Genomic DNA, 25,481 nt, shown 5'->3' with positions numbered 1-25,481 from the left:
TTGAAGCGCCGCAAGCGCGGTGCTAGCGGCGCAGTTTCTCCCGCAAAGGCAGGACTCAATGGCAATCGATCAGGCAACGGTAAGGAAAATCGCGTCGCTGGCGCGCATCGCGATCAGCGATGCGGAGGCCGCCGCGATGGAAGGTGAATTGAACGGCATATTGGGCTGGGTCGAGCAACTCGGCGAGGTCGATGTGACCGGGGTCGAGCCGATGACGGCGGTGATCCCGAACAATCTGCGGCTGCGCGACGATGTCGTCGACGCCGACCCGCTGACCGGCGGCAACCGCCGCGACGACGTTCTCGCGAACGCCCCTGCGCCGCAGCACGGCTTTTTCGGCGTTCCCAAGGTGATCGAATAATGACCGATCTTACGAATCTCACCGTCGCGCAGATCCGCGACGGGCACCGCGCGGGCAATTTCAGCGCCGTCGAGGTCGCCGAGGCATTCAACGCCAATGTCGCGGGCGCGAAGGCGCTCAACGCCTTCATCGTCGAGACGCCCGACCATGCGCTCGCGGCGGCGAAGGCGGCCGATGCTGACCGCGCGGCTGGGACGCTGAAGCCGTTGTCGGGCGTGCCGATCGGGATGAAGGATCTGTTCGCGACCAACGGCGTCCAGACCACCGCCGCGAGCCATATGCTCGAAGGCTTCGTCCCGCGCTACGAGTCCACCGTGTCGCAGAAATTGTGGGACGCGGGCGCGGGGATGCTGGGGAAGCTCAACCTCGACCAGTTCGCGATGGGATCGTCGAACGAGACGAGCTATTTCGGCAACGTCATCTCGCCGTGGAAGCGCAACGATGGCGGCAATGCGGCGCTCGCGCCGGGCGGCTCGTCGGGCGGATCGTCGTCGGCGATCGCGGCGCGGCTCTGCCCCGCGGCAACCGGAACCGACACCGGCGGCTCGATCCGCCAGCCCGCGGCGTTCACCGGCATTTCGGGGATCAAGCCAACCTATGGCCGCTGCTCGCGCTGGGGGATCGTGGCGTTCGCCAGCTCGCTCGACCAGGCGGGGCCGATGGCGCGCGACGTTCGCGACTGCGCGATCATGCTCGAAAATATGGCGGGCTTCGATCCCAAGGATGCGACGAGCCTGAATCTGCCGGTGCCCGATTGGGAAGCGGCTTTGTCGAGCGATCTCAAGGGCAAGACGGTCGGTATTCCCAAGGAATATCGGCTGGAGGGCATCGATCCCGACATCGACGCGATGTGGGATGCGGGCATTGCGATGCTGAAGGATGCCGGGGCCGAGGTCGCCCAAATCAGCTTGCCGCACACCAAATATGCGCTGCCGGCCTATTATATCATCGCGCCCGCCGAGGCGTCGTCGAACCTCGCGCGCTATGACGGCGTGCGCTATGGCCTGCGCGACCTGCCGCAAGGGGCGGGGCTGCAGGACATGTATGCCGCGACACGCGCCGACGGCTTCGGGCCCGAGGTCAAGCGCCGCATCATGATCGGCACCTATGTGCTGTCGGCGGGCTTCTACGACGCCTATTACACGCAGGCGCAGAAGGTGCGGACGCTGATCGCGCGCGATTTCGAGGCCGCGTTTGCGTCGTGCGACGTGATCCTCGCGCCGACCGCGCCGTCGGCGGCGTTCGGGCTCGGCGAAAAGACCGCCGATCCGCTGGCGATGTATCTGAACGACGTGTTTGCGGTGCCCGCGAGCCTCGCGGGGCTGCCCGCGATGTCGGTCCCCGCGGCGCTGAACCGCGAAGGGCTGCCGCTGGGGCTGCAGATCATCGGCAAGGCGTTCGACGAGCAGGGCGTGCTCAACGCCGGGCTGGCGATCGAGGAACGCGCGGGCTTTACGGCGCGGGCGGAGAAATGGTGGTAATTCAGCGGTGTGCTCCCGCGAAAGCGGGAGCCTAGGGCGGCCTTGCGCTGCCCCGCTCTGGGTTCCCGCCTTCGCGGGAACACAAAAAGGGAACGGAAGATGTCTGACTATCGCATCAAGGGCGAAACCGGCGAGTGGGAGGTCGTGATCGGCCTCGAGGTCCATGCGCAGGTCACTTCCAACGCCAAGCTGTTCTCGGGCGCCGCGACGGCGTTCGGGGCCGAGCCGAACACGCAGGTGTCGCTGGTTGACGCCGCGATGCCGGGGATGCTGCCGGTGCCGAACCGCGAGTGCATCCGCCAGGCGGTGCGCACGGGCATGGCGATCGACGCGCAGATCAACAAATGGTCGCGGTTCGACCGCAAGAATTATTTCTACGCCGACCTGCCGCAGGGTTATCAGATTTCTCAGCTTTATCATCCGCTTGTCGGCGAAGGTTCGCTGACGATCGAAGCCGACGAAAAGGCCGGCCTGCCCGAAGCGAAGCGCATCGGGATCGAACGCATCCATGTCGAGCAGGACGCCGGCAAGCTGATGCACGACCAGCATCCGACGATGTCGTACGTTGACCTCAACCGCTCGGGCGTCGCGCTGATGGAGATCGTCTCGCGCCCCGACATGCGCTCGCCCGCCGAAGCCGGCGCCTATGTCCGCAAGCTGCGCTCGATCCTGCGCTATGTCGGCTCGTGCGACGGCAATATGGAAGAGGGCTCGATGCGCGCCGACGTCAATGTCAGCGTGCGCAAGCCCGGCGACGAGTTCGGGACGCGCACCGAGACGAAAAACGTCAATTCGGTGCGTTTCGTGATGGCGGTGATCGAGGGCGAGGCGAAGCGGCAGGTCGAACTGATCGAGAGCGGCGGCACCGTGGTGCAGGAAACGCGCCTCTACGATCCCGACCGGGGCGAGACGCGGTCGATGCGCTCGAAGGAAGATGCGCATGATTATCGCTACTTCCCCGATCCCGACCTGCTGCCGCTCGAGCTCGACGATGCGTTTCTCGCCGAATGCCGCGAAAGCCTGCCCGAACTGCCCGACGCCAAGCGCGCGCGCTATCTGAGCGAAGGCATTTCGGCGTATAACGCCGACGTGCTGACCGCCGAGGTCGAGGCGGCGCGCTGGTTCGACGCGCTGCTCGAAGCGGGCGCGAAGCCCGTCGCGGCGGCGAACTGGGTGACGAGCGAATTGTTCGGCGCGCTCAACCGGCTGGGCAAGGATATTTCGGAATCGCCGGTCAGTCCGGCGCAGGCGGCCGAACTGCTGGGTCTGGTCGCCGACGGCACGATTTCAGGCACGATCGCGAAACAGGTGTTCGAGAAGATGCTCGAAAGCGGCGACGCCGCGGGCGTGATCGTCGAGCGCGACGGCCTCAAGCAGACGAGCGACACCGGTGCGATCGAGGCCGAGATCGCGAAGATCCTGACCGCCAACGCCGACAAGGTCGAGCAGTATAAGGGCGGCAAGGAAGGCTTGTTCGGTTTCTTCGTCGGCCAGACGATGAAGGCGATGCAGGGCAAGGCGAATCCGCAGGTGGTCAACGAGCTGCTGAAGAAGGCGCTCGGCTGAGAATAGCGGGTCAAGGCGCTGCGGGTGAAAGGAAATAAATGGCAGCGATCGCGCTTGCGTCGCGGTCGCCCTTGTTGCAGCTCCGATTCCTGACGGGGGTTGGGGAGGCGCCGATTCGTATTCGGCCGTGCCCCCGCGAAGGGGGCGCACGATGACTATCAGGAAAATGGTGCTGAGCGTGGCGATGGTCGCCATGCTGGCGGAAACCGCGGCTGCGCAGGAAGCGAAGATCGACCCTATGACGGTCGTTCCCGATCCCGCGACGGTGGCGACGCCGAAACTCGACTTTGCGGAAACGCCCGAGGACGCGGCCGATTACGATAAATATTTCTATTTTCATCGCGACGGAACGAGTTTCGAGGAGGCGCTCGCCGACCTACGCGATTGCGACGGCTTCGCGCGCGGCCTGTCGAGCGGCTATCGCTATCAGGAAGCGCCCTATCCCTACACCTATACCGCCGCCGGCGTGGCGGGCGGGCTGATCGCCAACGCGATGATGAGCGCGATCTTCGGCTCGGCCGAAAAGCGGCGGCTGCGCCGCGTCAATATGCGCCGCTGCATGGGTTACAAGGATTATGCCCGCTACGGCCTGCAAAAGGATCTGTGGCAGGAATTCAATTTCGAGGAGGGCTTTTCGGCCGAGGAGGAAGGCAAGCGCCAGGCGATGCTGGCGCAGCAGGCGAAGGTCGCGTCGGGCCCGCGCCCGGCGGCGAAGGAGCTTGGGCTGTGAGCGCGCTTCGTTCGCTGGCGATGCTCGCCGTCGCCCTCGCCGCCGTCACGCCGGTCTGGGCCGACGAACCCGAGGAAAAATGGCAGACGCGGGCCGTCGCCGACAAGCCCGCGCCGCTGACGCTCGACCCGGCGAAGGCCTATATCCTGATCAAGGCCGACTCCATGATCATGCCGACGCTGATGCAGCTGCCCAGCGAGGAACAGGCGGCGGCGCACGCGCGGCGGCGCGCCGAGGCGCTGACCAAGGAACATGGCAAATGGGTCAAGCGGCATGCCGGCTGGGAAGCCGAGATGAAGCGCTGGACAAAGGGAATGAAGAAACCCGAGGAACCCGTCGAACCGACCGAGGCCAATTTCGGATTTCCCGAATATGAGCGCGTTCATTCGGTGATGCTCGGGCCGCAGAACCGGTTCAGCAAGGAAGGGGGCTCGGTCTATCTTCAGGAAGTGCCGCCGGGCGAATATCTCTTCTATGGTCAGGCGAACGTCTGCGCCTGCCTGGGGACGGTTTCTTTCGAGGCGCCGGCCGGCAAGATCGTTCCCGTCGAATTGCGGCTGTCGCTGGTCGACGCGATTCGGGACGCGCCCAAGGAGAACCGGCCGAAGACCTCGCTCGACCTGCCCGCCGGGACCAGTCAGTTCCTGCTTCGCGCGGCGGAGGTCGGCGACCCGCGTCTGCCCGCCGACGCGATCGTAAGCCCGGCGTTCAAGCCGGCCGGAACGCGGCCCAACTGGGCCGGGGCCGAAGTCGACCGGGTGATGCCGATGCCGGGCATTTTCCGGTACGTGCGGGGGCAGCAGGTCGACGATTCCGCGCCGCCAGCGGCTGTGGCTGCTTCCGCCGATCCGGGCGAGGTGCCCGCCGAAACGCCAGCGGGAGAGGCCGGTCCCGACGACGCGGCCGCGTCGGCGACTCCCGCCGGAGAATAGGAAGCGGAGGAGAGCGGCCGTCTACGGAGTCTTCCGCCACACGCTCGCGCCCTCCTTCACCGTCTCGAGCACCTCGATGTCCCTGATCGCGTCCAACGGCGTGGTCAGCGGATTCCGGTCGAGGATGACGAAGTCGGCGAGGAGGCCCGGCTTGATCCGGCCCTTGCGATCCTCCTCGAACGCCTGCCATGCCGGGCCGGTGGTGAGCGCCTGGAGGCCGGTGTAGGCGTCGACGCGCTCGCCCGCGCCGCTGACCACCCCGGTGGGGGAGACGCGTGCCATCGACGTCCACAGCATGAACATCGGGTCGATCGGCGTCACCGGGAAGTCGCTGTGGTTGGACACGACCAGCCCCGCGGCCTTCGCCGACTTCATCGGGCTGATGAAGTCGACGACCTCGGCCGGGAAATTGGTGCGGTGGACGTCGGCCCAGTACCAGGCGTGGTTGGTGAAATAGGCGGGCCCGACGCCGATCCGCTGATAGGCGGCGAGCTGGTCGCGGCGCTGGAACTGCGAGTGGATGACGATCGGGCGGCGGTCGTCGGCGGCGGTGATGCCGAGCGCGTCGAAAGCGCGGATCGCCATGTCGATCGCCGCGTCGCCGTTCGCGTGGGCGAAGATCTGCCAGCCGCGGTCGTTCACCTTGCGCGCCGCGGCGAGGAACGCCTCGTCGGTCAGATTGGCCTTGCCGTGCCACGGGTGCGCGCCGTCGGGGCTGCCGCGCGCATAGTCGCGGGTGAAATAGCCGGTGCGTGCCTGCACCGACCCGTCGAGGACGAACTTCACGCCCTGCAGCTTCACATGGCCGCGATATTCGCCGAAGTGGACGTCGGGGTCGGCGAGCAAAGCGTCGAGGCCGGTGAAGAAGGGGAGGAGGGCGAGGTCGATCTTCAGCCGCTCGCGCACCGCGGGGCCCGTCATGAACGCGAGATCGGCGGGCATCGTCGCGCCGTCCTGCGCATGGGTATAGCCCTTCGCGAAATAGCGCTGCTGCGCGACGTCGAGCGCGGCGAGCCGGTGCGCCTCGTCGGGTTTGGGCATCGCCGCGACCATCAGGAAGGCGGCGTTTTCGAGCAGCGCGCCGTTGAGGCGACCCTGGGCGTCGCGCAGGAACATGCCCCCGGGCGGCGGCTGGCTGGCGTCGGTGAGCTTTGCCGCGGCGAGCGCGGCGCTGTTCGCGACGAGCGCGTGGAGCGAACGGTGGAGCACGACGATCTTGCGGTCCTGCGCCACCGCGTCGAGCTCGGCGCGGGTAATGTGGCGCTTTTCGGGAAGCGCCTCATTGTCATATTGCCAGACGACCACCCAGCCGCCCGCGGGGATCGCGCGCGCCTCGATAAAGCTGCGGATCGCGGCCTGGAGCGACGCGATGTCGGTGACCGGCGGCAGCGACGGATCGTCGAGGTCGAGCCCGCCCGCCATCTGCATCATCGCCGAAAAATGCGAGTGCGCGTCGACGAAGCCGGGTAGCATGGTCGCGCCGTGGAGGTCGTGGACCGCGGCGTCCGCCCCGGCCGCGGCGTGCGCGCCGGCCTCGTCGCCGACATAGGCGATGCGGTCGCCCTTCGTCACCACGGCCTCGACCGTCTGCGGCGTATCGCCGTCCATCGTGACGATCGGGCCGCCGCGGTAGAGGATGGTGTCCTGCGCGGCGGCGGGGGCGGCAAGCAGCAGCAGCGCCGCGAGCGTGGCGATGGATTTCATAGGTCTCTCCCTCGCCCAAGCCGTGGCGGGGAAGGAGGGAGGAGGTCAAGTCTCTCTTTGCTACCTATCTGGTCTGGTGGCGACTGCCCCGTAATCCCCATTCGTCACCCCGGACTTGATCCGGGGTGACGAATGGGGGGCTTTACGGTTGACTGGGCGGCAGCTCGTCAGGCCCGCGGCCGGGCTGGTCGATGTCGCCGCCGCCGGGATGGCCGGGGATTTCGGGCGGCTGGCCCGCCGGGTCCTCGAGCGGGGTCGGCTGCACCGGCTTTTCGGGGGGCGACTGCGGTTCGATGGTGTCGGGTTTCGGCTTGGGCAGCGGATCGGGGGCGCTGGACATGGCAAATCTCCTTGCCCGATCAACGAACGGGCGCGCCGCGCGTTCCGGCCCCCGGATTATCGGGCCTTCGCCCTTGCCCTCGGCTGCCCGTCTGCTATAGCGCCGCCCGGCCCGCACGGGCGTGCGCGGCACAGCGCATGGCTTCGTGCACCCGGCTGACAGCTTCTCACGCGGGCGTGGCGGAATTGGTAGACGCGCTGGTTTTAGGTACCAGTATCGCAAGATGTGGGGGTTCGAGTCCCTTCGCCCGCACCAGTTCCGCTGACGCAAGGCCGGGAAACATACGAGTTTTTGAGCAAGGACAAGACCAAGGCAATGAAGACCGTCGAAACGCTGAACGAAGGCCTGAAGCGCGAATATCGCCTGACCATCACCGCGAAGGATATCGATGCGCGCGTCGATGACGAAGTGAAGAGCATTGCCCCCACGGTGCGCATGCCCGGCTTCCGCCCCGGCAAGGTGCCGCCGAACCTGATCCGCAAGATGCACGGCGAGGCGCTGTCGGCCGATGCGCTCAACAAGGCGATCGACCAGGGCGTGCGCGACCTGATGGCGAACGAAAAGCTCCGCCCGGCGCTGCAGCCCGCGGTCAGCCTCGCCGACGGCTACGAACGCGGCAAGGATGCCGAACTGACCGTCGCATTGGAAGTGCTGCCCGAAATCGAGGCGCCGTCGATCGACGGGCTGAAGCTCGAGCGGCTGACCGTTCCCGCCGACGACAAGGCGGTGATGGCGAAGATCGAGGAATTCGCGGCGCAGATGAAGCGCTTCGACGATGCGCCGAAGACGAAGAAGGCGGCCGCCGGCGACCAGGTCATCATCGACTTCGCCGGCAGCGTCGATGGCGTCGCCTTCGACGGCGGCACGGGCGAGGACATGGCGGTCGAGATCGGCTCGGGCCAGCTCATCCCCGGCTTCGAGGATCAGCTCGTCGGTGTGAAGACCGGCGACGAGAAGACCGTGAAGGTGACCTTCCCCGAGGAATATCCGGTCGACACGCTGAAGGGCGCCAAGGCCGAGTTCGCGGTCACCGTGAAGCAGATCAAGGTGCCCGCCGACGCCAAGATCGACGACGAGTTCGCGAAGTCGCTCGGCCTCGAAAGCCTCGACAAGCTCAAGGAGCTGATGAAGGACCAGGTCGAGCAGGAGCTCAATGGCCTGACCCGCACCTATATGAAGCGCAAGCTGCTCGACCAGCTCGCCGCGAGCCACGACTTCGACGTGCCGCCGACGATGGTCGAGGCCGAGTTCAACCAGATCTGGCAGCAGCTCGAGCACGAAGCGAGCCACGAGGAAGATCCCGAGGCGGCGAAGGCCGAGCTCGAAAAGGATCGTGACGAATATCGTTCGATCGCGGTGCGCCGCGTCCGCCTGGGCCTGCTCCTCTCGGAAATCGGCCAGGCGCACGGCGTGCAGGTGTCGAACCAGGAAATGCAGCGGCTGATCATGCAGGCGGCGCAGCAGTATCGCCCCGAGGATCGCCAGCGCTTCGTCGAATATGTCCAGCAGGACGCGCTCGCCGCGGCGCAGCTCCGCGCCCCGCTCTATGAGGACAAGGTCGTCGACTTCCTGTTCGAGAAGGCCGAGATCAGCGACCGCGAAGTGACCCGCGAGGAAATCGAGGCGGCGATCGAGGCCGACGACGACCATGTCCACGGCCCGGGCTGCGGCCACGACCATGATCATGACCACAAGCCGGCCAAGAAGGCGGCGGCGAAGAAGCCCGCCGCCAAGAAGGACGCGGTGACCGAAGAGAAGGCCGAGCCCAAGAAGGCCCCGGCGAAGAAGGCTGCCGCGGCGAAGGCCGAGGACAAGCCCGCGGCGAAGAAGGCCGCTCCGGCGAAGGCTGCGGACGAGAAGCCGGCCGCGAAGAAGGCTCCGGCCAAGAAGGCGGCGGCGAAGAAATAAGCCTCTTCGCTTCGCAAGAGACCCAAGGCCGGGTGGAGGACGCTCCGCCCGGCCTTTTTGTATCTGCCGTAGCTACTGGGTTCCCGCTTTCGCGGGAGTGACGAGGGGAGGGCGCCGGCGCCGCATCCCTAAATCACGTCCATATTATAGCAATGCCAGCTGAAGATCGCCGCGGCGCCGCGGTGGGGGCGCCAGGCTTCGGCGAGGGCGCGGACCCGCTTTTCGCTCGGGCGCTCGCCCAGTTGCAGGATGCGGCCGACCGCTTCCTGCACCGCGAGGTCGCCCGCGGGCCAGATGTCGGGGCGTCCTTCGGCGAAGAGCAGGTAGATTTCGGCCGACCAGCGGCCGATGCCCTTGACCTTGGTGAGCAGCGCGATCGCCTCCTCGTCGTCGGCGGGGAGCGACGCGAAGTCGAGATCGCCGTCGAGGACGAGCTGCGCGAGGCTTTTCGCATAGCTCTGCTTCTGCGCCGACAGGCCGCAGGCGCGCAGCGTGTCGAACTCGGCCGCGGCCATCACCTGGGCGGGGCATCCCGCGCCGAAGCCGGCCTCCAGCTTGTTCCAGATCGAATTGGCGGCGGCGACGCTGACCTGCTGGCCGACGATGGTGCGGAGCAGCGTCGTATAGCCCGGCTCGCGGATCCGCGGTTCGGGATAACCGGCGTGGCCGAGCGCGCGTGCGAAATGGGGTTCGACCCCGGCGAGCGCGTCGATTCCGGCGTTCAACTGTTCCTGGCTCAGACCCATCGGATATTCCCTTTTTGTTCCCTTCGTCTCTCTTAGCAACGCTTGATTTGACGTGCAACGCGGGACATAGCGCCAAGCGAATCGAACGAGATGAGGACGAGCATGGCCAAGCTGATTGTGGTGACGCGCGACGGGACCGAGCATGAGATCGAAGGCGACACCAGCCTGACCGTGATGGAGAATATCCGCGATGCGGGTTTCGACGAGCTGCTCGCGCTGTGCGGCGGCTGCTGTTCGTGCGCGACCTGCCACGTCCATGTCGAGGCGGGCAGCACCGATGCGATGCCCGCGATGAGCGAGGACGAGAACGATCTGCTCGATTCGACCAGCGACCGCGACGAAAATTCGCGCCTGTCGTGCCAGATCCCCTTCAGCGACGCGCTTGACGGGCTGAAGGTGCGGATCGCCGAGGAGGATTGATCACGCCGCCCCCGCGCAGGCAGGGGCGACGTTCATTGTTATCGGCCCGCCGTCGCCACCGCGTAGAGCGCGATCGCCGCGGCGTTCGAGATGTTGAGGCTTTCCATCCGCGGCGAGATCGGCAGCCGCGCGAGGACGTCGCAATGCTCCATGACATTGTGGCGCATCCCGTCGCCTTCGGAGCCGAGGACGAGCGCGACCTTGCTGCCGTCGAGCGTCTCGCCCAGCGTCGTTTCGGTATCGCCGGTCAGGCCGATGCGCCAATATTGCGCCTCGGCGATTTCCTCCAGCGCGCGCGACAGGTTGACGACGCGCACCCACGGCACGGTTTCGAGCGCGCCCGATGCCGAACGCGCGATGACGCCGCTTTCGGGCGGGCTGTGCCGGTCCTGCGTGACGATCGCGGCGGCGTCGAACGCCGCGGCCGAGCGCAGCACCGCGCCGATATTGTGCGGGTCGGTGACCTGATCGAGCACGACGAGCGGGCGCCGGCTCCCGGCGTCGGCTTCCTCCTGCAGGATATCGCCCAGATAGGGGCTGTCGAGCGGGTCGACCTCGATCACCAGTCCCTGGTGCGGAGCATCGCGCGCGACGAGCCGCGCGAGGTCGACGACATCGGCATAGCTGACGGGGAGGGCGGACGGCAGCTCGAGCTGGCCGATCGCCTCGCGCGTGCCCCAGATGCGCTTGACGCGCCGCTCGGGGTTGTCGAGCGCGGCGAGGACGGCGTGGCGGCCCCAGAAACGGGTGGCCTGCCCTTTGGGCGATTGGCCGCCGGGGCGGCGATGGCGGGAAAATTGTCTCATATGGCGCGCCTTTCCCATGACTGCCATTGACAGGCAAGCGCCGTTTCGCCATTGGACCGCTTCCCCGCAGGGGCCCCATGGACAGGTGGCCGAGTGGTTAAAGGCAGCAGACTGTAAATCTGCCCGGGTTTCCGTACGCTGGTTCGAATCCAGCCCTGTCCACCACCTTCCAGCATGGCGTAACCGAACCAGCTTTTCCTGGCTGGCCCGCATCGGCAAGCGATGCGGGGCGGGTTCGAATCCAGCCCTGTCCGCCATCTTCCTTCCATCACCGCAACGATGCCGACCCGCGCAGGCCATGGTCGATCGCACCCGCCGCCCGCTCCCTTGAACGCGGCGGCGAAAGCGCCCATATGATGGTCATCGTCAACAAGCGAAAGGAGGTGGTCCAATGTCTCATTGTCCAATGCCGTGTGCGGCCGATCAGATGAGCATGGCCTCCGTCCGCGGGGTCCGGTTCGCCTGATTTTTCCGCATCGGCCAAGACAATGGAAGGGCCGCCCTCGAGGGCGGCCCTTTTGCTATGCGGGTTTCCTTCGGGAAAAGTCCCGGGAACCCTGAGCTTCGCTTGAGCGCTTGTCGGGCATGCGGACATGCGATTTCGCCGATTCCGCGCTGATCGATGGCGCGGCCTATGATGACGCTGCGCGCGTCCTGTGCCTGCGGTTCCGCGAGGCGGGCTGTTATTATTATTTCGACGTGCCGACCGCGCTCTTCGACGGGCTGTGCGCGGCGGCGTCGGCCGGCCGCTATTTCAACGCGCATATCAAGAATCGCTTCCGCTGCGAGCGCGACCCCGAGCGGCGGGGCTTCGGTCCGAAGGGCCGAGGGCGCCCGATCCGCCGGGTGCAACCGGATGGGCGCTCGGCGAGTTCCCGTTCGGGGCGGGATGATGGAGGCCGATATGACCGACGACGGTGATTTCGATCGCGCCGCAACCGCGCCGGTCGAGCGGATCGCGCGCACGCTCGCGGGCCACGCGCTCAGCCGCAACGCCGAAGGCGATCTCGCGTCCGCGGGCGCGAGCGTCGATGCGCTGTGGCCCGAGTATAGCGACGCCGCGCTCGCCATCCTCAAGACGCTGCGCGAGCCGAGCGGGCGGATGCTCGCGGTCGGCGACGCCGATGTCTGGGACCGAATGATCCACGCCGCGATCGAGGATGAAACCATTTCGGAAAACTGAAACGGAGCGATTCATGCGCCTGATCCGCGACAATAGCCTGACGATCGTCCTGATGCTGCTGTTCGCGGGCACCATCATCGGCCAGTGGATCGCCGGCTGGCACGTCGCGATCGAAGACGCGGCACGGCACGGCCGATCCGCGCTGTCGCTTACGGCCTATACGGCCAGCCCGAGGTTCCTTTCCAGCGTGTTCGAGAATTGGGAGAGCGAGTTTCTCCAGATGTCGGCCTATGTCGTGCTGACCGCGATTCTCATCCAGCGCGGTTCGTCGGAATCGAAGGACCCCGACACGCCGCCGCGCGACCGGAACCTCGCGGCGCAGGCGCAGAAGCCGGGGGCGCCCGCCGCCCTTCGCGCCGGCCGGCTGGCGCGCGCGCTTTATGCACGGTCGCTGGGGATCGTCCTCGCGCTGCTGTTCCTGCTTTCGTTCGTGCTGCACTGGACGCAGAGCGCCAGGGCGGCCGCCGAGGAGGCGCTCGACCATGGCGAAGCGGCGCCGACGCTGATCGCCTATCTCGGCGACCCCCAGTTCTGGTTTGAATCCTTCCAGAACTGGCAGAGCGAATTTCTCTCGACCGCGGTGCTCGTCGTGCTGTCGATCTTCCTCCGCCAGCGCGAATCGCCCGAATCGAAGCCGGTGGCGGCGCCCCACGCCCAGACCGGCGAATGACGGCGGCGGCGCGATCCGGACGGGCGGGCGTTATCAGCGGCGCGCGAGCATGTCATAGTGGCGGCCGAAGCCGAAACGGTCGAAGCGGGTGAAGCCAGCGGCGCGCAGGCGTGCCTCGATCGCGGCGGCGTCGGTCCAGCGGGTGTCGACCTCGTAGAAGATCGCCGCGATGCGGCCCCGGTGCCGCGAGGCGGCGAGCGCCTCGACAACGATCTCTTCATGGCCTTCGACGTCGATCTTGACGATCAGCGGTTCATCCCCCTCCAGCAGCGCGTCGACTCCCGCAATGCCGAGAATACTGATCTCCTCGCCCGCTTCGCTGCTTTCCGGCGCCGCGTCGCGCAGGCTCGCGGTGCCGCTGTGCGCGCTGTCGGTCGCGATCGAGGCCATGCCCGAGTGGAGCGAGACCGCGGCGTGGACGGGCTTGATCCGCCCGGTCAGCCCGTTGAGCGCGATATTGTCGACGAGCAGCGCGAAGGTCGCGGCGACGGGCTCGAAGGCGAAGGCGGCGGCGCAATGCGGGTTCTGCGCCGCAAGCAGGCTGTAGAGCCCCTGGTTGGCGCCGATGTCGACGAAGGCGAAGCGCCGGTCCTGCGCCGCGAGATAGTCCGAGAGGTCGCGGCCATAGGTCGCGGCCTGGCAATATTGGAAGGTGCGGTCGCCCCAGTTGGCGCGCATCTTGACGCCATAGCGCGACGTCACGACGCCGTCGGCGTGCGATCGCGGCAGTGCGGCGCGCGTGCGGACCCACGCCTTGTGCAGCGTCTTGCGCACTCCATAGTCGAGGAAGGCGGCGAGCGGCGAGGGTTGGTGGAGGGTCGGGGCCATGGTCATGCTCTCGCCATGAAGGACAGGATCGCCTCGGCCGCGCGTTCGGACGAGGGGCGCTCGGCGAGGTCGAAGCTGTAGCGGAACATCTGCTCCTGCCGGTCGTGCATCGCGGGCGTCAGGCGCGGGACCTCGGCGAGCGCCGCGTCCAACTCGCCCAGCGTCTCGACGACGGTGCCGGCGCGCCAGTGGGCGAAGTCGGGGTCGCCCTGCCAGCGCAGGCGGCGCGGGTTGAGGAAGAGGCAGGGGCGCGGGCTCCGGATGAACTCGTAGACCTGGCTGCTCGCGTCGCCGAGATAGATGTCGGCGGCGTGGGTATAGCTCATGTCGAGGCTCGCGGCGCTGCCGGTGTCGATCAGCATATGGTCGTGCTCGTAATGGTCGGGACGCGGGCCGTAGTTCCAGCCGAGCGCGAAGGGGGAGAGCGAGGCGGTCACGCGCTTTTTGAACAGCATGACATGCGGCGCGAAGATGAGGTTGTAGCGGTCCTGCGCCGCGAACCAGTCGAGGATCTGCGGCCCCATCGCATACCAGGAGGAGAGGGCGGGCGAGGGGTGCGGGTTGTAGAGGACGGTCGGCCGGTCCTTGGGGAAGAGCCGTGGGCCGCCGGTGCGTGGGGGCAGGTCGAATTTCGGATAGCCGACGATCGCGTGGCCGTCCTCCTTGAGCAGCTCGGCCTGCGCGAGCCGGTCGCGGATCTTTTCGCCCGACAGAAGGACGAGGTCGAATTGGCCGCTCGCCTTGTCGAAGCCGATCGCGCGGTCGCCCGCGCCGTGACGCGTGTGGACGAGCTTGAGCGATTTCAGTCCGAACAGCGATTTCAGGAGCAGCGAGGTTTTTTCGGGCACGACGAGCGCGTCGAGCGCGCGGAAGCGATCGAGGTTGCGGTGGAGGGTCGAGACGATATCGGCCGGGATCGCGCGGCCGGTCGCCCGGTTCGCGGCGCGCGCCAGCGCCGAGGGCGGGCGGAGGCGGACGATCTCGGGCACCGGCCCGCCGCTCGCCGCAGCGAGGCGGCGCACTTCGCCCTCGCTGCCTTCGGAGACGAGGATGCTGACGCGCGCGCCCGCGCCGCGGCGGAGCAGCGCGAGCGCGACGGGAAGGGCATGCGCGACCTGGTGCCCGCCGCTGTGGTTGAAGAGGAAGCCGATGTGCATGGGCGTCAGCGCGCGGCGGCGCTCCAGTCGAGGACCGGCCAGCGCCGTTCGGCCGCGACGGCGCGCAGCGCGCGCGACGGGTTCACCGCGATCGCCTCGTCGGCGAGCTCGAAGACCGGAAGGTCGGAGACATGGTCCGAATAGAAACGGATATGCGCGGCGTCGCGCGCGATGCCCGATTGGGCGAGGAAGGCCTCGATTCGCCCCCTCTTGTCGGCGCCGTAGCAGTTCGCGCCGCCGATCGCGGGGGTCAGGCAGCCGTCGCGCCATGTCGAGGCGCTGGCGATCACGTCGGCGATGCCGAGCCGGCGCGCGAGCGCGGCGGTGTAGAGATGCGGGGCGGCGCTGGCGATGACGATGCGGCGCCCCGCGGCGCGCTCGCGCTCGATCAGCGCGATACCCTCGGCATAGAGGCCCCGGGCGACGAGATGGCGCGCGAAGCGGTCGGCAAGGCGCGCCGCGTCGCGCTGCGGCAGCGCGCGGCCGAGCGCCAGCCGGTGCATCGCCTGCTTCATCGTCCGGCGCGGAACGAGCTTCAGCGCATAGAGAAGCGCGATGGGCAGCAGGATCGGGAGGAGGAGCAGGCGCCATGGCGCGCGGTGCCGCGCCGCGAACAGCAAGAACCGGCTGTAGGTCGGCAGGATCGTCAGCGTGCGGTCGAGGTCGAAGACCGACAGGGCGACAGGGGGTGGGACCGCCCGTGCGGCGGGTTCGACCTTTCGTTGCGGCTGCGCCATCGCCTGCTCCTTCCAGGCCGCGACCATGACAGGGCGAACTGACGCGGCGATGGCGTCTTCATTTGTTTTTCGTCATGTTGGCCGAATGGATGGCCGCGCGCGCGATCTGCGATTATCGAGGGGACCATGCACATCCTGGTGATCGAGGACGATGCGCGCGTCGCGGAGCATATCGGCAAGGGGCTGAAGGCGGCCGGGCATCTGGTCGACCTGGAAGGCGACGGGCGCGCCGGGCTGCTCCGCGCGGCGGCGGAGACCTACGACCTGATCGTCGTCGACCGGATGCTGCCCAATGTCGATGGGCTGACCATCGTCCAGACGATCCGCGCGACCGGCGACACGACGCCGGTGCTGTTCCTGAGCGCGCTCGCCGAGGTCGACGAGCGCGTCGCCGGACTGCGCGCGGGCGGCGACGATTATCTGACCAAGCCCTTCGCCATGTCCGAACTGCTCGCGCGCATCGACGTGCTGAGCCGCCGCGGGCCGGCGATCGTCGCCGAGACGAAGCTGAACGTCGGTGACCTCGAGATCGACCTGCTCGGCCAGGCGGTGCGCCGCGGCGGCCGGCCCGTCGACCTGACCGCGCGCGAGTTCCGTATCCTCGCCTATCTGGCGCAGAACGAGGGGCGGGTGGTGACGCGCTCGATGCTGCTCGAACATGTGTGGGACTATCATTTCGACCCCCAGACCAACATCATCGACCAGCATGTCAGCCGCTTGCGGCAAAAGGTCGACCGCGGCTTCGAGACGCCGCTGATCCATACGGTGCGCGGGACCGGCTATATGATGCGGGCGGGCGGATGAGCGCGCCCGCGCGGGGGCGGCTGTGGCGCAGCCTGACGCTGCGGCTCGGCGTCATCTATGTCGCGCTGTTCCTGACCTCGACCGCGCTGATGTTCGGCGCCGCATACTGGATGGCGGTCTATCGCCCGTTGCAGCAGGAAGCGGCGGCAGTGCGCAGCGAAATGGGCGACCTCGCCGCGATCGACCGCGCGGGCGGGCGCGACGCGCTGATCCGCGCGCTGGTGACGCGGCAGACGACGGGGCCGAAAAAGCCGTTTCACGCGCTGATCGCGGCCGACGGCGAGCCGGTCATCGCCAACCTGCCGAGCTGGCCCGACGATCCGGTCTCCGGCTGGACGCTGCTCGAGGCCGATATCTATCAGGCGGGGCAGGAACATGATTACGAGGCGCTGGTCGTCGAGAACCGGCTCGACGACGGCGCGCGGCTGATCGTCGGGCGCGACGTCGAGAGCATCGACGACCGCGACGAGCTGTTCACCATCGGGTCGGCGTGGCTGATCGTCGTCGCGGCCTGCCTCGCGATCGGCGGCAGCATCGCGATGAGCTCGGCGGTCGGGCAGCGGATCGACGCGGTGACGCGCACCGCGCGGCGCGTGATGGCGGGCAGCCTGACCGAGCGCATCCCGCTGCGCGGCACCGGCGACGATTTCGACGAGCTCGCGGCGACGCTCAACATGATGCTCGGCCGGATCGAGGAATCGGTCGAATCGGTGCGGCGCGTCTCGGACAATGTCGCGCACGAATTGCGCACGCCGCTGGCGCGGCTGCACGCCGACCTCGACGAGCTTCGCGGTGCGGACCATGCGGCGGAACGCGAGCGCCTGACCGAACAGGCGCTCGCCGAGGCCGAGCGGCTGCAGTCGATCTTCGATGCGTTGCTACGCATCGCCCGGATCGAAAGCGGCCGGCATCTCGCGGGGATGAAGCCCGTCGACCTGACGCTGCTCCTCGCCGACGCGATCGAGTTCCACATGCCCGAGGCCGAGGCGCGCGGGCAGCGGATCGAGAGCGACATCGCGCCGGGGCTCGTCATCGAGGGCGACCGCAACCTGATCTTCCAGGCGGTGTCGAACCTGCTCGACAACGCGATCAAATATGGCGGCGAGGCCGGCGCGATGCGCGTCGCGGCGCGGCGGGAGGGCGAGGGGGTGCGGATCGCGATCGCCGACCGGGGGCCGGGCATCGCCCCCGAATATCGCGACCGCGTGACCGAACGCTTCTTTCGCGTTCCGGCTACGGCGGGAGAGCCGGGCACCGGGCTGGGCCTCGCGCTCGTCAGCGCGATCGTTGCGCTCCACAAGGGGCGGATGGAGATCGGCGACGCCGGGCCGGGGGCGATGGTGACGCTGACACTGACGTTTTAGCGGGACTGGCCTATTGGTCGATGATCATCGTGCCGGGATGATGCTTGTCGAGGTGGCGCTTGATGATCTTCAGATTCCGGCTGTTCGAACGGAAGAATAGGTCGAAGGCGTCGCCGACGAGCGGGATCGCGCCGAGCGCGGTGTCGACGCCGAGATTCCCCATCATCCGCCAGATCTTCCACTGGGGCATGCCGAGGTTGCGCGCTTCCCAGATCAGATAGGCGCCCATGACCGCGGTGATCACGTCGCCGACCACGGGGACGAGGCCGACGATCGCATCGAGGCCGACCGGACGGTTGATGCCGGGAATGGTGAAGCTGCGTTCGAGCAGGATCTCGAGCGTTTCGACCCGCTTGCGCAGCGCGGCCGGGTCGCGGCGATTCTGGATCAGCGCGTCGAAGATCGCATCGGTGTCGGGGGTGGAGGGGGCCATTGGCGTCCTTTTCCAAAAGCGCGCCAGGGCGGCGCGCAACAGCTTAGTTGGGAGCGGCGATCAGGTGATTCAATGGGTGGCGCGCGCGGCCGTTCGCGCGCAGCCCGGTCAGCCGCTGCGAGGCGACCGACCAGCGCAGCGGCGTCGCGAGCGGGATGAAGGGCGCATAGCGCGCGAGCACGGCCTCCGCCTCGCCGATCAGGCGCGCGCGCTCGGCGGGGTCGGTCGCCGCGACCGCTTCGTCGATCTTGCGCCGCGCCTCGGCGTTGCACAGCGTGTCGCGCTGGCACGACAGGCGGCGCAGCCCCCAGACGGCGTCGTCGTTGGGCATCACCGCGTCGATCAGCTTGAGGTCGGCCTCGCGTCCCATCCCGACGCGCCGGCTCGGCACCCCGATGCGCGCGAAATCGGCCGCGACATAGGCATAGAGGATGCGGCCGCCGGGCGAATCGGGAACCGCGATGCGCAGCGGCTCCAGCGTGCGCCCCGCGGCCTTCCAGGCGTCGACCACCCGTTTCGCCTGCGCGAGGCGCGACGCATCGTCATAGTCGGCCCAAGCGGGAATGAGCGGCGCCGGGCCGCCGTCGCGCGAGTAGAGCGCGGGACGCAGCGTCACCTGCGGCTGCCATTCGGCGAGCCCGAAGGCGTCGATCAGTCGGTCGCGCCGGATCGCGCGCGACAGCGCCTCGCGATTGGCGTCGGTGGCGAGAAATCCCTCGGCGCGCACGAAGGCGAGGCCGAAAAGCCCCGGCACCGGATCGACGATCAGGCGCGAGCGGCCGATGTTCGAGGCGACGAAATAGGGCAGCGACGAAAAGCGGCCGCCGAGCACCCCGTCGGCATAGCCGTTCTTGAAGCGCGCGAGCGCCCGCGGGGCGGTAACCCCCACCAGTTCGATCGACGCCGCCGGATCGGCAGCCGCCGCCTCGGCCTCTTCGGGGTCTTCGGCGAGCGGGTCGGCCACGGGGGTCAGCAGCATCGCGCGGCCCTGTTTCTTCGGCCGCATCGGCCCCCCGCCCATGCCGCGGTTGACGATCGCCATCGACGGCAGCGCGAGCAGCTCCAGGATGTCGGGCTGCGGCACCGACAGGCGGATTTCGATCACGCTGTCGGTCATCGCCTTGATCGTCTCGATCTCCGGAAAATCGTCGCGCAGCACATGCTTGCTGCGCGAGCCGAGATAGCCGCGCAGGATCGCCGCGACATTCTCGGCGGTCACCTTGTCGCCGTTCGACCATTTGGCCTCGCGGACGCGGAAGATATAGCTGCGCCCGTCGGCGGTGACCGTCCAGCGTTCGGCGAGGCCGACATCGATCTGGCCTTCGCCGTCGTAGCTGACGAGCCCCTGCGACGTCGCCTCGAGCAGCGCGGCGTTGGGCGCCGACAATTCGCCGTTCGCCGGGTTCGCGGCGGGATCGAGCGATCCGATCGCGGCGACCCGCACCGGCCCGCGCTCGCCGAACAGGCCGCAACTGCCGAGGCTCAGCACGAGCAGGGCGGTCGCAGCGATCCGCGTCCCGATGCTGCCGGCTTTCATGCGTCTGCCACTCCTGCGCCCATTCCTGCCGCTGGTGCGGACGGCGGGACTCGAACAATCACTGTAATCGCTTCATAAAACTCTTTAAAATATACGGCAGCTAGAAAATACCGTAAAAAATACCGTAAATCAGATTCGCTGTGCGAACGACCGAATGCGACGTTCTTCCAAATCAGACACCGCCATCGGTGCGCTCCAACCGTCGCTTCCCGCTGCGATCGTTGCTTGTGACAGATCGAAAATATTGAACCGGAAATCGTCATCCTCGGAAATGACGCCGAGGGTGATCACGTCTTCGCCGGCCTCGCGCTGCATGAAGCGTGCCGACGATTTATCGACATACTCACCCGTCACGACGCAGAACTTATAACTGGCCCCCTTGATCACGACATGGAGATCGACACCGTGCTTCTTCGCATCATCGCCGTCAGCGAAGCGAGCCCTCGCACCAGCTGCGAGTAGCAAGTCGTATACGATATTCACCGTGGAGTCTGCTTCGTCCTTGAGATGACGTCGGGCAGCGGCCTCGCTCGCGGCCACTTCACCCATTGAAAGCCAGTTCAAATCGACATTCATAATCCGGGTCAGATAGACCATTTTCTCCTGTGTAGGGATCGTTTCACCCTTGAACCATTTCCGAGCGGTCTCCATCGTGATGGAGACATCATACTTCTCCATTTGTTCAACAAGATAGACGTAGCGTCCTTGGTGCATTGGAGGGAAGTTCGGGTTGTTGTCTGCAGCCGCGGTCAACCGCTCAGCGAAGCCCTGATGGACAGGTGTCTTTTTCGCTTTGCCGCGAGGCAGCTTTGCGTTCCTGGCCCTCATAAAGTATCACTCCTAACTGGTGAGTATTCACGTTAGGGGTGACATGTATGCTTTTAGCGTGATCTGTCAATGATTCCTAACGCCTCGGCGACCGATTTGGCGCATCCATACAATGCGCCTGTCCCGCTCCAGGCCGCTTCAAATCTCTTTTGTAAACGAGATTGGTAACCACCGTCCGCCTTGACCTCAATTCCTACCGCTCGACCTTTTACGGAGCCGATGATGTCAGGTGAACCCGGACAGCCGAAATCAACGGGTCGCGCTTCTGCAAGCACCACCATGCCGGGCAGCATTTCGAACTTCTGCCCGACCGGGAGACGCAGGCGCTGACCCTGCCACGCCTGGCCCGTGTTGTTGCGCCAGACGAGCGCGCCGGGCTGCTGCGACACGGCGACCAGAATTTCGTTCTGGATCGCCTTTTCGGACTGCTTGCGGCGCGGCAGCGGGGATGGGACTCCGATCAGATCGTCGAATTCGCTCATTTACCGGCTCCTGATTTGAGACTCATCTTGAGGCGCGCCCATCCTCCGGGGTTCTTGTAACCGCGCCTCCGTGCAAGCGCCTCGAAGTCGGACCAGCGGGTGCATTCCTTCTCTTCGAGGACGCGGGCGATCTGCGCCTTGCGTTTCGCTTCCTTCGCCGCGGCGGCGTCGACCTTCGTCAGTTTCCCCTCGCGCGTCTCGATCTCGCGACTCTGCACCGGAAACTCTGCGCCGCACGGGCAGACTTTCGCCGGGCTGAAGCTGACCTGAAAGCATTGCAGGCAGCGGCGTACCGGTATCGCGTCTGACGGGCCGCGCGCGCCGGCTGCGGTAGCGCGTCCTTGCAACGACCAGTCATATTCAGACGTCGGCCCGCCGTGGTGCATAAAATTGCCCGCATGGTCGCAGATGACAGCTTCATCTTTCCCTGGGAACATGCGCAGCGCGCGACCGATGCTTTGTTTGTGGAAGACGAGTGATTTGGACGGGCGACCGCCGCCGATATAGACGACACCCGGCACGTCGAGCCCTTCGCCGATCAGATCGACTGCCGACAGCAACGGATAATATCCGGCCTTGAAATCCTCCATGATGCGGCGCCGCTCGTGACGGTCCATCGTCGTTCCGTCGATGTGGGCGGTCCTGAAGCCTTCGGCACTGAACGCCGCCGCGAGGTTCCGACTATGCTCGATCGATGTCGCGAACAGGATGCCGGTCTTGCCGCGCGCGAGGCGATCATAGTGCTCGACCATGTCACCGATGAGATGTGGACGGTCCATGAGCTCGCGCAGACTGTCGCGCTTGTAATCGCCCGCTAGTGACGGGATCTTCGAGACGTCGGGAATGTCAGGCGCATAATAACTATAGGGGGACAGGAATTTTTCATCGATCAACTGCTGGACCGTCGGGCCGATGATCATCGCGTCGAATTGGCCGTCGAGACCCTTGCCGTCGAGGCGCTGCGGTGTTGCGGTCAGACCGATCTGCACCGCGCCGCGGTACGCCGTCATCACCTTCGACCATGATCCCGCGGCGGCGTGATGCGCTTCATCAATGATGACCAGATCCGGCGCGGCGAGACGCGCCAGACGCGACACGAGAGTCTGAACGCCGGCGATCGTCGCGGCGAAGGACGGGTCATAAGGGTCGGTCGACGTGATGAAGCTGTGCGGAAGATCCTGTTCGACGAACGCTTCGGACGTCTGATCTGTCAGTTCCTTGCGATGCACGACGAATTGCGCGGTGTGACCGTGCTTCAGCGCCGATTTGAACAGTTCGATCGCGAGGCGGGTCTTCCCCCCACCTGTCGGAAGCACCACCAGAATTCGCCTAAACCCGAGAGCGATCAGCTTTTCCAGCTTTTCGATAATGAGCAACTGGAACCAGCGCGCGCCGGGCGACACATCGAACGACGAAAATGGAACAGGTGGGCTGTCGAGGAAGGAGTCGGCCACGCTTAGCGCAAGCCATTGACGCGCTTCGACGACGTGCATCACATCATCACCGCATCACGCCGCGATCGACGCGATCAGCCAGCCCCTGCGGTTGTAGCTATATACCTTGGCCTTCGGCGCGACAGGTGGACGTTTCAGGTAGCCGACGTCGAGCAGGATTTCGTTTGCGGTGCGGACATAGGCCGAATAGTCGATGTCGTCGGGAAACTCGTCGGGCAGTTCCATGAGCGGTCGCGAACCGTCGCTGCGGGACACCTTCTTGAAGTTGCCCGTCTCTGGGTGCGGTTCGGAATAGAGAATGTCGTCGCCGTCGGTCGACCAGGTGAAACGGACGACCTTGCCGAGATACTCGTCGCGCCAGGTGGCGCCACCCTTCGCCTGAACCACCGTTACGAAGTCGCGCACGTCGCGGCACTCGCGAATGAACTGATCGACGGGCGTTCCGTGCAGGATGTGAGCGACTGCCGCGTCGGCACAGACGTTCATCGACGGGGAATTCATCATCTGCGTGCGAAGGTCACCCTCGGCGCGCGGGTTCGCGAGAACGCCTTTCCGCTTCGCTTTGCCGTCGGGCTTGATCGCGATGTAGGTGTTCACCGACTGGCTGTGTAGCGACAGATACTCTGTGGACTCGAGTTCGAAGCCGGTATCGCTCTCCCATTGGCGCGTCAACTCGAACAACTCGCGCTCGAGGTGCCGCGGGCAGCGGAATACGACGCCGTCGGTGTTGGCGCTGACGACGGGGATTCCGACCTGTTCGGCGCGCTCGATCAGCATCAGCAGGGCAAGCTGCCCGGTGAGCGTGACGGCGATCATCAGGTGCGGGGCGTATAGGATGGACCAGACTGATCCCATCTTGCCGAAGGTGCCGTTCAGGGCAATCTTGAGCCCCTGGTCGGTGACCTTATTACCCTCGCGCTTCGCAATGATGCGCTCTTCGCGGATCTTCCGATAGATATCGAGGAACACGGGGCCGATGGCCTGTGGGAAGAGGCCCGATCCGAGGATGATCGCCGGATAGTAGGACGCAACGTCGAAATCGAACAACTTCGCGTAGTCGTCGGCGTAGACGGAGCGATTCTTTTCGGTGGAATGTAGCCCGCCGATGCCCATCTGGTAGCGCGTATCGCCGATGATGACGTCGGCATCACCCAACCAATCCGGCAAGCTGACCTTGCCCTGATAGTTGATGAAGAAATCCGTCTCGCGGATGCGCTCAAGAATGGCGCGCAGTTGCTCCGTCTCAAATTGCAGATAATCGGGCGGCTGATATCGGAACTTGGTGCCGGCGACCTTATTCAGATCAACCTTTTCGATGCGTCGACCAAGCGCTTCCTCGGATCGCTTGCGAATGATGGCCTCGCCGATCTGCGCGTCGGACTTCGACCGGAAATCCATGCCATATTCGGCGCCGATCGCCTCGCGCATCTTGAGCGGTTCTTCGAGCGCGTCGAGCAGCAGCAGCGTCGCGTCCAGGTCGTTGACGTTATAGGCGGCGATCTCGTCGAACTGCTCGTCGGTGATCTCCGCGTCGTGGTGATAGGGGAGATCCTGCATCTTCTGTCCGTGCAGGCGACCATTGAGCATCTTGAGGCTTGCCCATGCGTTCGGTTGCGGTTCGATCAGGTCGATGTGGTTAAGCCGCGGAATGTCGATCCCGAGGATGCGCGGCGTCTCCCAATATTTCAGCTTGCCGTTGATGATGCGGCTCGACGCTTCCTTGATCTCGTCGACCGTTGCGCCCTGCAGCGCGAGGAATATCAGCGGAATGTCGAAATTGTTGCCGTTGAACGACACGATCTCGTAGCCGGTCATTATCGCGCGGATGCGAGCAATCTCGGCGTCGGTAAGACGGGTGCGGGTGCGGTACTGGATGACCTTGCCGTCGTGACGGCGCTTGAAGCCGAGTTGGAATTCCGGTGATAGGCCGGATTTTCCCATGATCTCGATATCGACGGCGATTTGCTCGCGGATCATCCTGCTTCCTCTGGTCAGTTGGATGCCGCCCCACGACCACTGTGGGGCGGCATTGTCACGTTTCGCGTGATTCGCGGATCAGCCGATATCGAAATCGTCGCCGCCGCTGGACGATGACGATTCACCGTCACATGAGGCCGGCGCGTCGTCGAACGCATTGTCGTCTTCGAGATCGTCGAACATGTCGTTGGTGACGGTGATACCGCCGCCCGCGAGACGGTCGCCTTCCTGGTGCGAGCGGATGCCGTTGACCTGACAGAAGATGCCACGACCCCCCTTGTCAGTGCCGAAGAACGAGACGATCACGTCGGCGTAACTACCGCTGTAGAACACGTCGAGAATATCGGCTTCTTCCACGTTGCGCTTGTGGCGATCCAGCAGTTTTGGACGTTCGTCGCCACCCTTCGGACCTGTGGCGGGGAAAGCGTAATTGCCTTCGTAGCCGTCATAGATTTCACCGTCTTCGTTCTTGAATCGCTCGCCCTTCTTCAGGCAGATGCGCTTGGGATTGTCCTCCTGAATCGTCTTCCATGCGTCCTTCTTGCCCCACTGCTGCGCGCCCGATTCCTCGATCGCGCCCACGCAGGCCTGCAGATATTCTTTGAATTTGGGGTGGTCGGACGGAATGATGATGTTGCAGTTATATTTTTCCTTGCCGTCGTCGACGCCTTTCGGTCGCGACTTCGTCTTGAGACTGTCGGTCCACGACAGGCGGACGCGATTCATTTTCACAACGCGTTTGTCGGGAACGTTCAATTGTTCTGCCATGATAATTTCTCCTATTCGTGTGGATTATCCGACGTTCGCCCTGACGGCGGCGTCCTTCGCTTCGAGCAGTTTGCGGAGGGCAACGGTGCGTTCGGCGTTGCGCGGGATGGTTTCGACGATGTGCCGCGCCAGATCGCAGAATGGTCGCGAGGCGCGTTGCAGGTGGTCGGGCAGATGGCTGTAATGGAAATAATACAGGATCTTGTCGGACTCGATCTGTTCTTCCGAAAATTCGGTCGGCGCGGGATCAATGTCAGCGGACATC

General features: G+C 65.8%; 27 protein-coding genes and 2 tRNA genes. 14 read left to right on the top strand and 15 right to left on the bottom strand.

The window, feature by feature from the left end; all coding sequences use genetic code 11:
- The first annotated feature begins 58 nt into the window (after positions 1-58).
- The 5 genes from gatC (at position 59) to CD928_RS05990 (ending at position 5,070) form a co-directional block, all read left to right on the top strand.
- A complete protein-coding gene (gene gatC, locus CD928_RS06010) occupies positions 59-361 on the top strand; it encodes an Asp-tRNA(Asn)/Glu-tRNA(Gln) amidotransferase subunit GatC (protein ID WP_095386221.1) in 303 nt (100 codons plus the stop codon).
- On the top strand, positions 361-1,842 hold the full coding sequence (gatA, locus tag CD928_RS06005) for an Asp-tRNA(Asn)/Glu-tRNA(Gln) amidotransferase subunit GatA (RefSeq protein ID WP_095386220.1): 1,482 nt from the start codon (positions 361-363) through the stop codon (positions 1,840-1,842). Before gatC ends, gatA begins: the two co-directional genes overlap by 1 nt.
- Positions 1,843-1,941: 99 nt before the next feature.
- On the top strand, positions 1,942-3,408 hold the full coding sequence (gene gatB, locus CD928_RS06000; RefSeq protein WP_095386219.1) for an Asp-tRNA(Asn)/Glu-tRNA(Gln) amidotransferase subunit GatB: 1,467 nt from the start codon (positions 1,942-1,944) through the stop codon (positions 3,406-3,408).
- Positions 3,409-3,559: 151 nt separating this feature from the next.
- Positions 3,560-4,138 carry a hypothetical protein gene (locus tag CD928_RS05995; RefSeq protein ID WP_141237107.1) on the top strand — a complete coding sequence of 193 codons (579 nt, stop codon included), beginning with the start codon at positions 3,560-3,562 and terminating at the stop codon, positions 4,136-4,138.
- On the top strand, positions 4,135-5,070 hold the full coding sequence (locus tag CD928_RS05990; RefSeq protein WP_095386217.1) for a hypothetical protein: 936 nt from the start codon (positions 4,135-4,137) through the stop codon (positions 5,068-5,070). The genes CD928_RS05995 and CD928_RS05990 overlap by 4 nt, the downstream gene beginning before the upstream one ends.
- A 21-nt stretch (positions 5,071-5,091) precedes the next feature.
- Here CD928_RS05990 and CD928_RS05985 read toward each other — a convergent pair whose 3' ends face one another.
- Positions 5,092-6,774, bottom strand: a complete 1,683-nt coding sequence (locus CD928_RS05985; RefSeq protein WP_095386216.1) for an amidohydrolase — start codon at positions 6,772-6,774, stop codon at positions 5,092-5,094.
- A 142-nt stretch (positions 6,775-6,916) separates the two neighbouring features.
- Positions 6,917-7,114 carry a hypothetical protein gene (locus CD928_RS05980; protein ID WP_095386215.1) on the bottom strand — a complete coding sequence of 66 codons (198 nt, stop codon included), beginning with the start codon at positions 7,112-7,114 and terminating at the stop codon, positions 6,917-6,919.
- A gap of 170 nt (positions 7,115-7,284) precedes the next feature.
- Between CD928_RS05980 and CD928_RS05975 the strand changes: the two genes are divergently transcribed.
- Positions 7,285-7,369, top strand: a tRNA-Leu gene (locus CD928_RS05975).
- A 60-nt stretch (positions 7,370-7,429) separates the two neighbouring features.
- A complete protein-coding gene (gene tig, locus CD928_RS05970; RefSeq protein WP_095386306.1) occupies positions 7,430-9,022 on the top strand; it encodes a trigger factor in 1,593 nt (530 codons plus the stop codon).
- Between the two features lie 128 nt (positions 9,023-9,150).
- Here the strand turns inward: tig and CD928_RS05965 are convergent, their stop codons facing one another.
- The gene (locus CD928_RS05965; protein WP_095386214.1) at positions 9,151-9,768 is read right to left on the bottom strand and encodes a DNA-3-methyladenine glycosylase; all 618 of its coding nucleotides are present in this window, start codon (positions 9,766-9,768) and stop codon (positions 9,151-9,153) included.
- A gap of 102 nt (positions 9,769-9,870) precedes the next feature.
- Between CD928_RS05965 and CD928_RS05960 the strand changes: the two genes are divergently transcribed.
- A complete protein-coding gene (locus tag CD928_RS05960; protein ID WP_095386213.1) occupies positions 9,871-10,188 on the top strand; it encodes a 2Fe-2S iron-sulfur cluster-binding protein in 318 nt (105 codons plus the stop codon).
- Between the two features lie 38 nt (positions 10,189-10,226).
- Here the strand turns inward: CD928_RS05960 and rlmB are convergent, their stop codons facing one another.
- Positions 10,227-10,994, bottom strand: coding sequence for a 23S rRNA (guanosine(2251)-2'-O)-methyltransferase RlmB (gene rlmB, locus CD928_RS05955; protein WP_176473478.1), 768 nt, complete (start codon positions 10,992-10,994; stop codon positions 10,227-10,229).
- 79 nt (positions 10,995-11,073) lie between these two features.
- Between rlmB and CD928_RS05950 the strand changes: the two genes are divergently transcribed.
- The 4 genes from CD928_RS05950 to CD928_RS05935 all read left to right on the top strand — a co-directional run bounded on the left by CD928_RS05950 (position 11,074) and on the right by CD928_RS05935 (position 12,847).
- Positions 11,074-11,159 (top strand) — tRNA-Tyr (locus CD928_RS05950).
- 420 nt (positions 11,160-11,579) lie between these two features.
- Positions 11,580-11,915 (top strand): KTSC domain-containing protein, encoded by a 336-nt coding sequence (locus CD928_RS05945; RefSeq protein WP_095386305.1) that lies wholly within the window; start codon positions 11,580-11,582, stop codon positions 11,913-11,915.
- Positions 11,899-12,177 carry a hypothetical protein gene (locus CD928_RS05940; protein WP_095386304.1) on the top strand — a complete coding sequence of 93 codons (279 nt, stop codon included), beginning with the start codon at positions 11,899-11,901 and terminating at the stop codon, positions 12,175-12,177. Before CD928_RS05945 ends, CD928_RS05940 begins: the two co-directional genes overlap by 17 nt.
- 13 nt (positions 12,178-12,190) lie before the next feature.
- Positions 12,191-12,847 (top strand): DUF6766 family protein, encoded by a 657-nt coding sequence (locus CD928_RS05935; RefSeq protein ID WP_095386211.1) that lies wholly within the window; start codon positions 12,191-12,193, stop codon positions 12,845-12,847.
- Between the two features lie 33 nt (positions 12,848-12,880).
- Here CD928_RS05935 and CD928_RS05930 read toward each other — a convergent pair whose 3' ends face one another.
- The 3 genes from CD928_RS05930 to CD928_RS05920 are packed head-to-tail and all read right to left on the bottom strand — an operon-like array spanning position 12,881 to position 15,569.
- Complete coding sequence (locus CD928_RS05930) at positions 12,881-13,681, bottom strand: FkbM family methyltransferase (protein WP_095386210.1); 801 nt, start codon at positions 13,679-13,681, stop codon at positions 12,881-12,883.
- On the bottom strand, positions 13,678-14,832 hold the full coding sequence (locus tag CD928_RS05925) for a hypothetical protein (protein WP_095386209.1): 1,155 nt from the start codon (positions 14,830-14,832) through the stop codon (positions 13,678-13,680). Before CD928_RS05925 ends, CD928_RS05930 begins: the two co-directional genes overlap by 4 nt.
- 5 nt (positions 14,833-14,837) lie before the next feature.
- Positions 14,838-15,569, bottom strand: a complete 732-nt coding sequence (locus CD928_RS05920; protein WP_176473477.1) for an HAD family phosphatase — start codon at positions 15,567-15,569, stop codon at positions 14,838-14,840.
- A gap of 126 nt (positions 15,570-15,695) precedes the next feature.
- On the opposite strand from CD928_RS05920, the gene CD928_RS05915 reads away from it, so the two are divergent.
- Positions 15,696-16,373: a response regulator transcription factor gene (locus CD928_RS05915; protein ID WP_095386207.1), complete on the top strand. Its 678-nt coding sequence runs from the start codon at positions 15,696-15,698 to the stop codon at positions 16,371-16,373.
- Positions 16,370-17,737 carry an ATP-binding protein gene (locus CD928_RS05910; RefSeq protein WP_095386206.1) on the top strand — a complete coding sequence of 456 codons (1,368 nt, stop codon included), beginning with the start codon at positions 16,370-16,372 and terminating at the stop codon, positions 17,735-17,737. The genes CD928_RS05915 and CD928_RS05910 overlap by 4 nt, the downstream gene beginning before the upstream one ends.
- Positions 17,738-17,747: 10 nt before the next feature.
- Here the strand turns inward: CD928_RS05910 and CD928_RS05905 are convergent, their stop codons facing one another.
- The 8 genes from CD928_RS05905 to CD928_RS05870 form a co-directional block, all read right to left on the bottom strand.
- Entirely contained in the window at positions 17,748-18,170 is a 423-nt protein-coding gene (locus tag CD928_RS05905; protein WP_095386205.1) for a DUF4112 domain-containing protein, read from the bottom strand.
- A 43-nt stretch (positions 18,171-18,213) separates the two neighbouring features.
- Positions 18,214-19,707, bottom strand: coding sequence for an ABC transporter substrate-binding protein (locus tag CD928_RS05900; RefSeq protein ID WP_095386204.1), 1,494 nt, complete (start codon positions 19,705-19,707; stop codon positions 18,214-18,216).
- Positions 19,708-19,836: 129 nt separating this feature from the next.
- The gene (locus CD928_RS05895) at positions 19,837-20,535 is read right to left on the bottom strand and encodes a hypothetical protein (RefSeq protein ID WP_141237106.1); all 699 of its coding nucleotides are present in this window, start codon (positions 20,533-20,535) and stop codon (positions 19,837-19,839) included.
- 53 nt (positions 20,536-20,588) lie between these two features.
- Positions 20,589-21,017: a hypothetical protein gene (locus tag CD928_RS05890; RefSeq protein WP_095386202.1), complete on the bottom strand. Its 429-nt coding sequence runs from the start codon at positions 21,015-21,017 to the stop codon at positions 20,589-20,591.
- Positions 21,014-22,471, bottom strand: coding sequence for a DEAD/DEAH box helicase (locus CD928_RS05885; protein ID WP_176473476.1), 1,458 nt, complete (start codon positions 22,469-22,471; stop codon positions 21,014-21,016). The genes CD928_RS05890 and CD928_RS05885 overlap by 4 nt, the downstream gene beginning before the upstream one ends.
- A 54-nt stretch (positions 22,472-22,525) precedes the next feature.
- Positions 22,526-24,448 (bottom strand): hypothetical protein, encoded by a 1,923-nt coding sequence (locus CD928_RS05880; RefSeq protein ID WP_095386200.1) that lies wholly within the window; start codon positions 24,446-24,448, stop codon positions 22,526-22,528.
- A gap of 78 nt (positions 24,449-24,526) precedes the next feature.
- The gene (locus CD928_RS05875) at positions 24,527-25,216 is read right to left on the bottom strand and encodes an ssDNA-binding protein (RefSeq protein WP_095386199.1); all 690 of its coding nucleotides are present in this window, start codon (positions 25,214-25,216) and stop codon (positions 24,527-24,529) included.
- 24 nt (positions 25,217-25,240) lie between these two features.
- Positions 25,241-25,480 carry a hypothetical protein gene (locus tag CD928_RS05870; RefSeq protein WP_095386303.1) on the bottom strand — a complete coding sequence of 80 codons (240 nt, stop codon included), beginning with the start codon at positions 25,478-25,480 and terminating at the stop codon, positions 25,241-25,243.
- Between the last annotated feature and the right edge of the window lies 1 nt (position 25,481).

Source organism: Sphingopyxis sp. GW247-27LB (assembly GCF_002277025.1).
In the GTDB taxonomy this organism is placed as follows: domain Bacteria; phylum Pseudomonadota; class Alphaproteobacteria; order Sphingomonadales; family Sphingomonadaceae; genus Sphingopyxis.
This window is presented reverse-complemented; position numbering and strand designations above follow the sequence as displayed.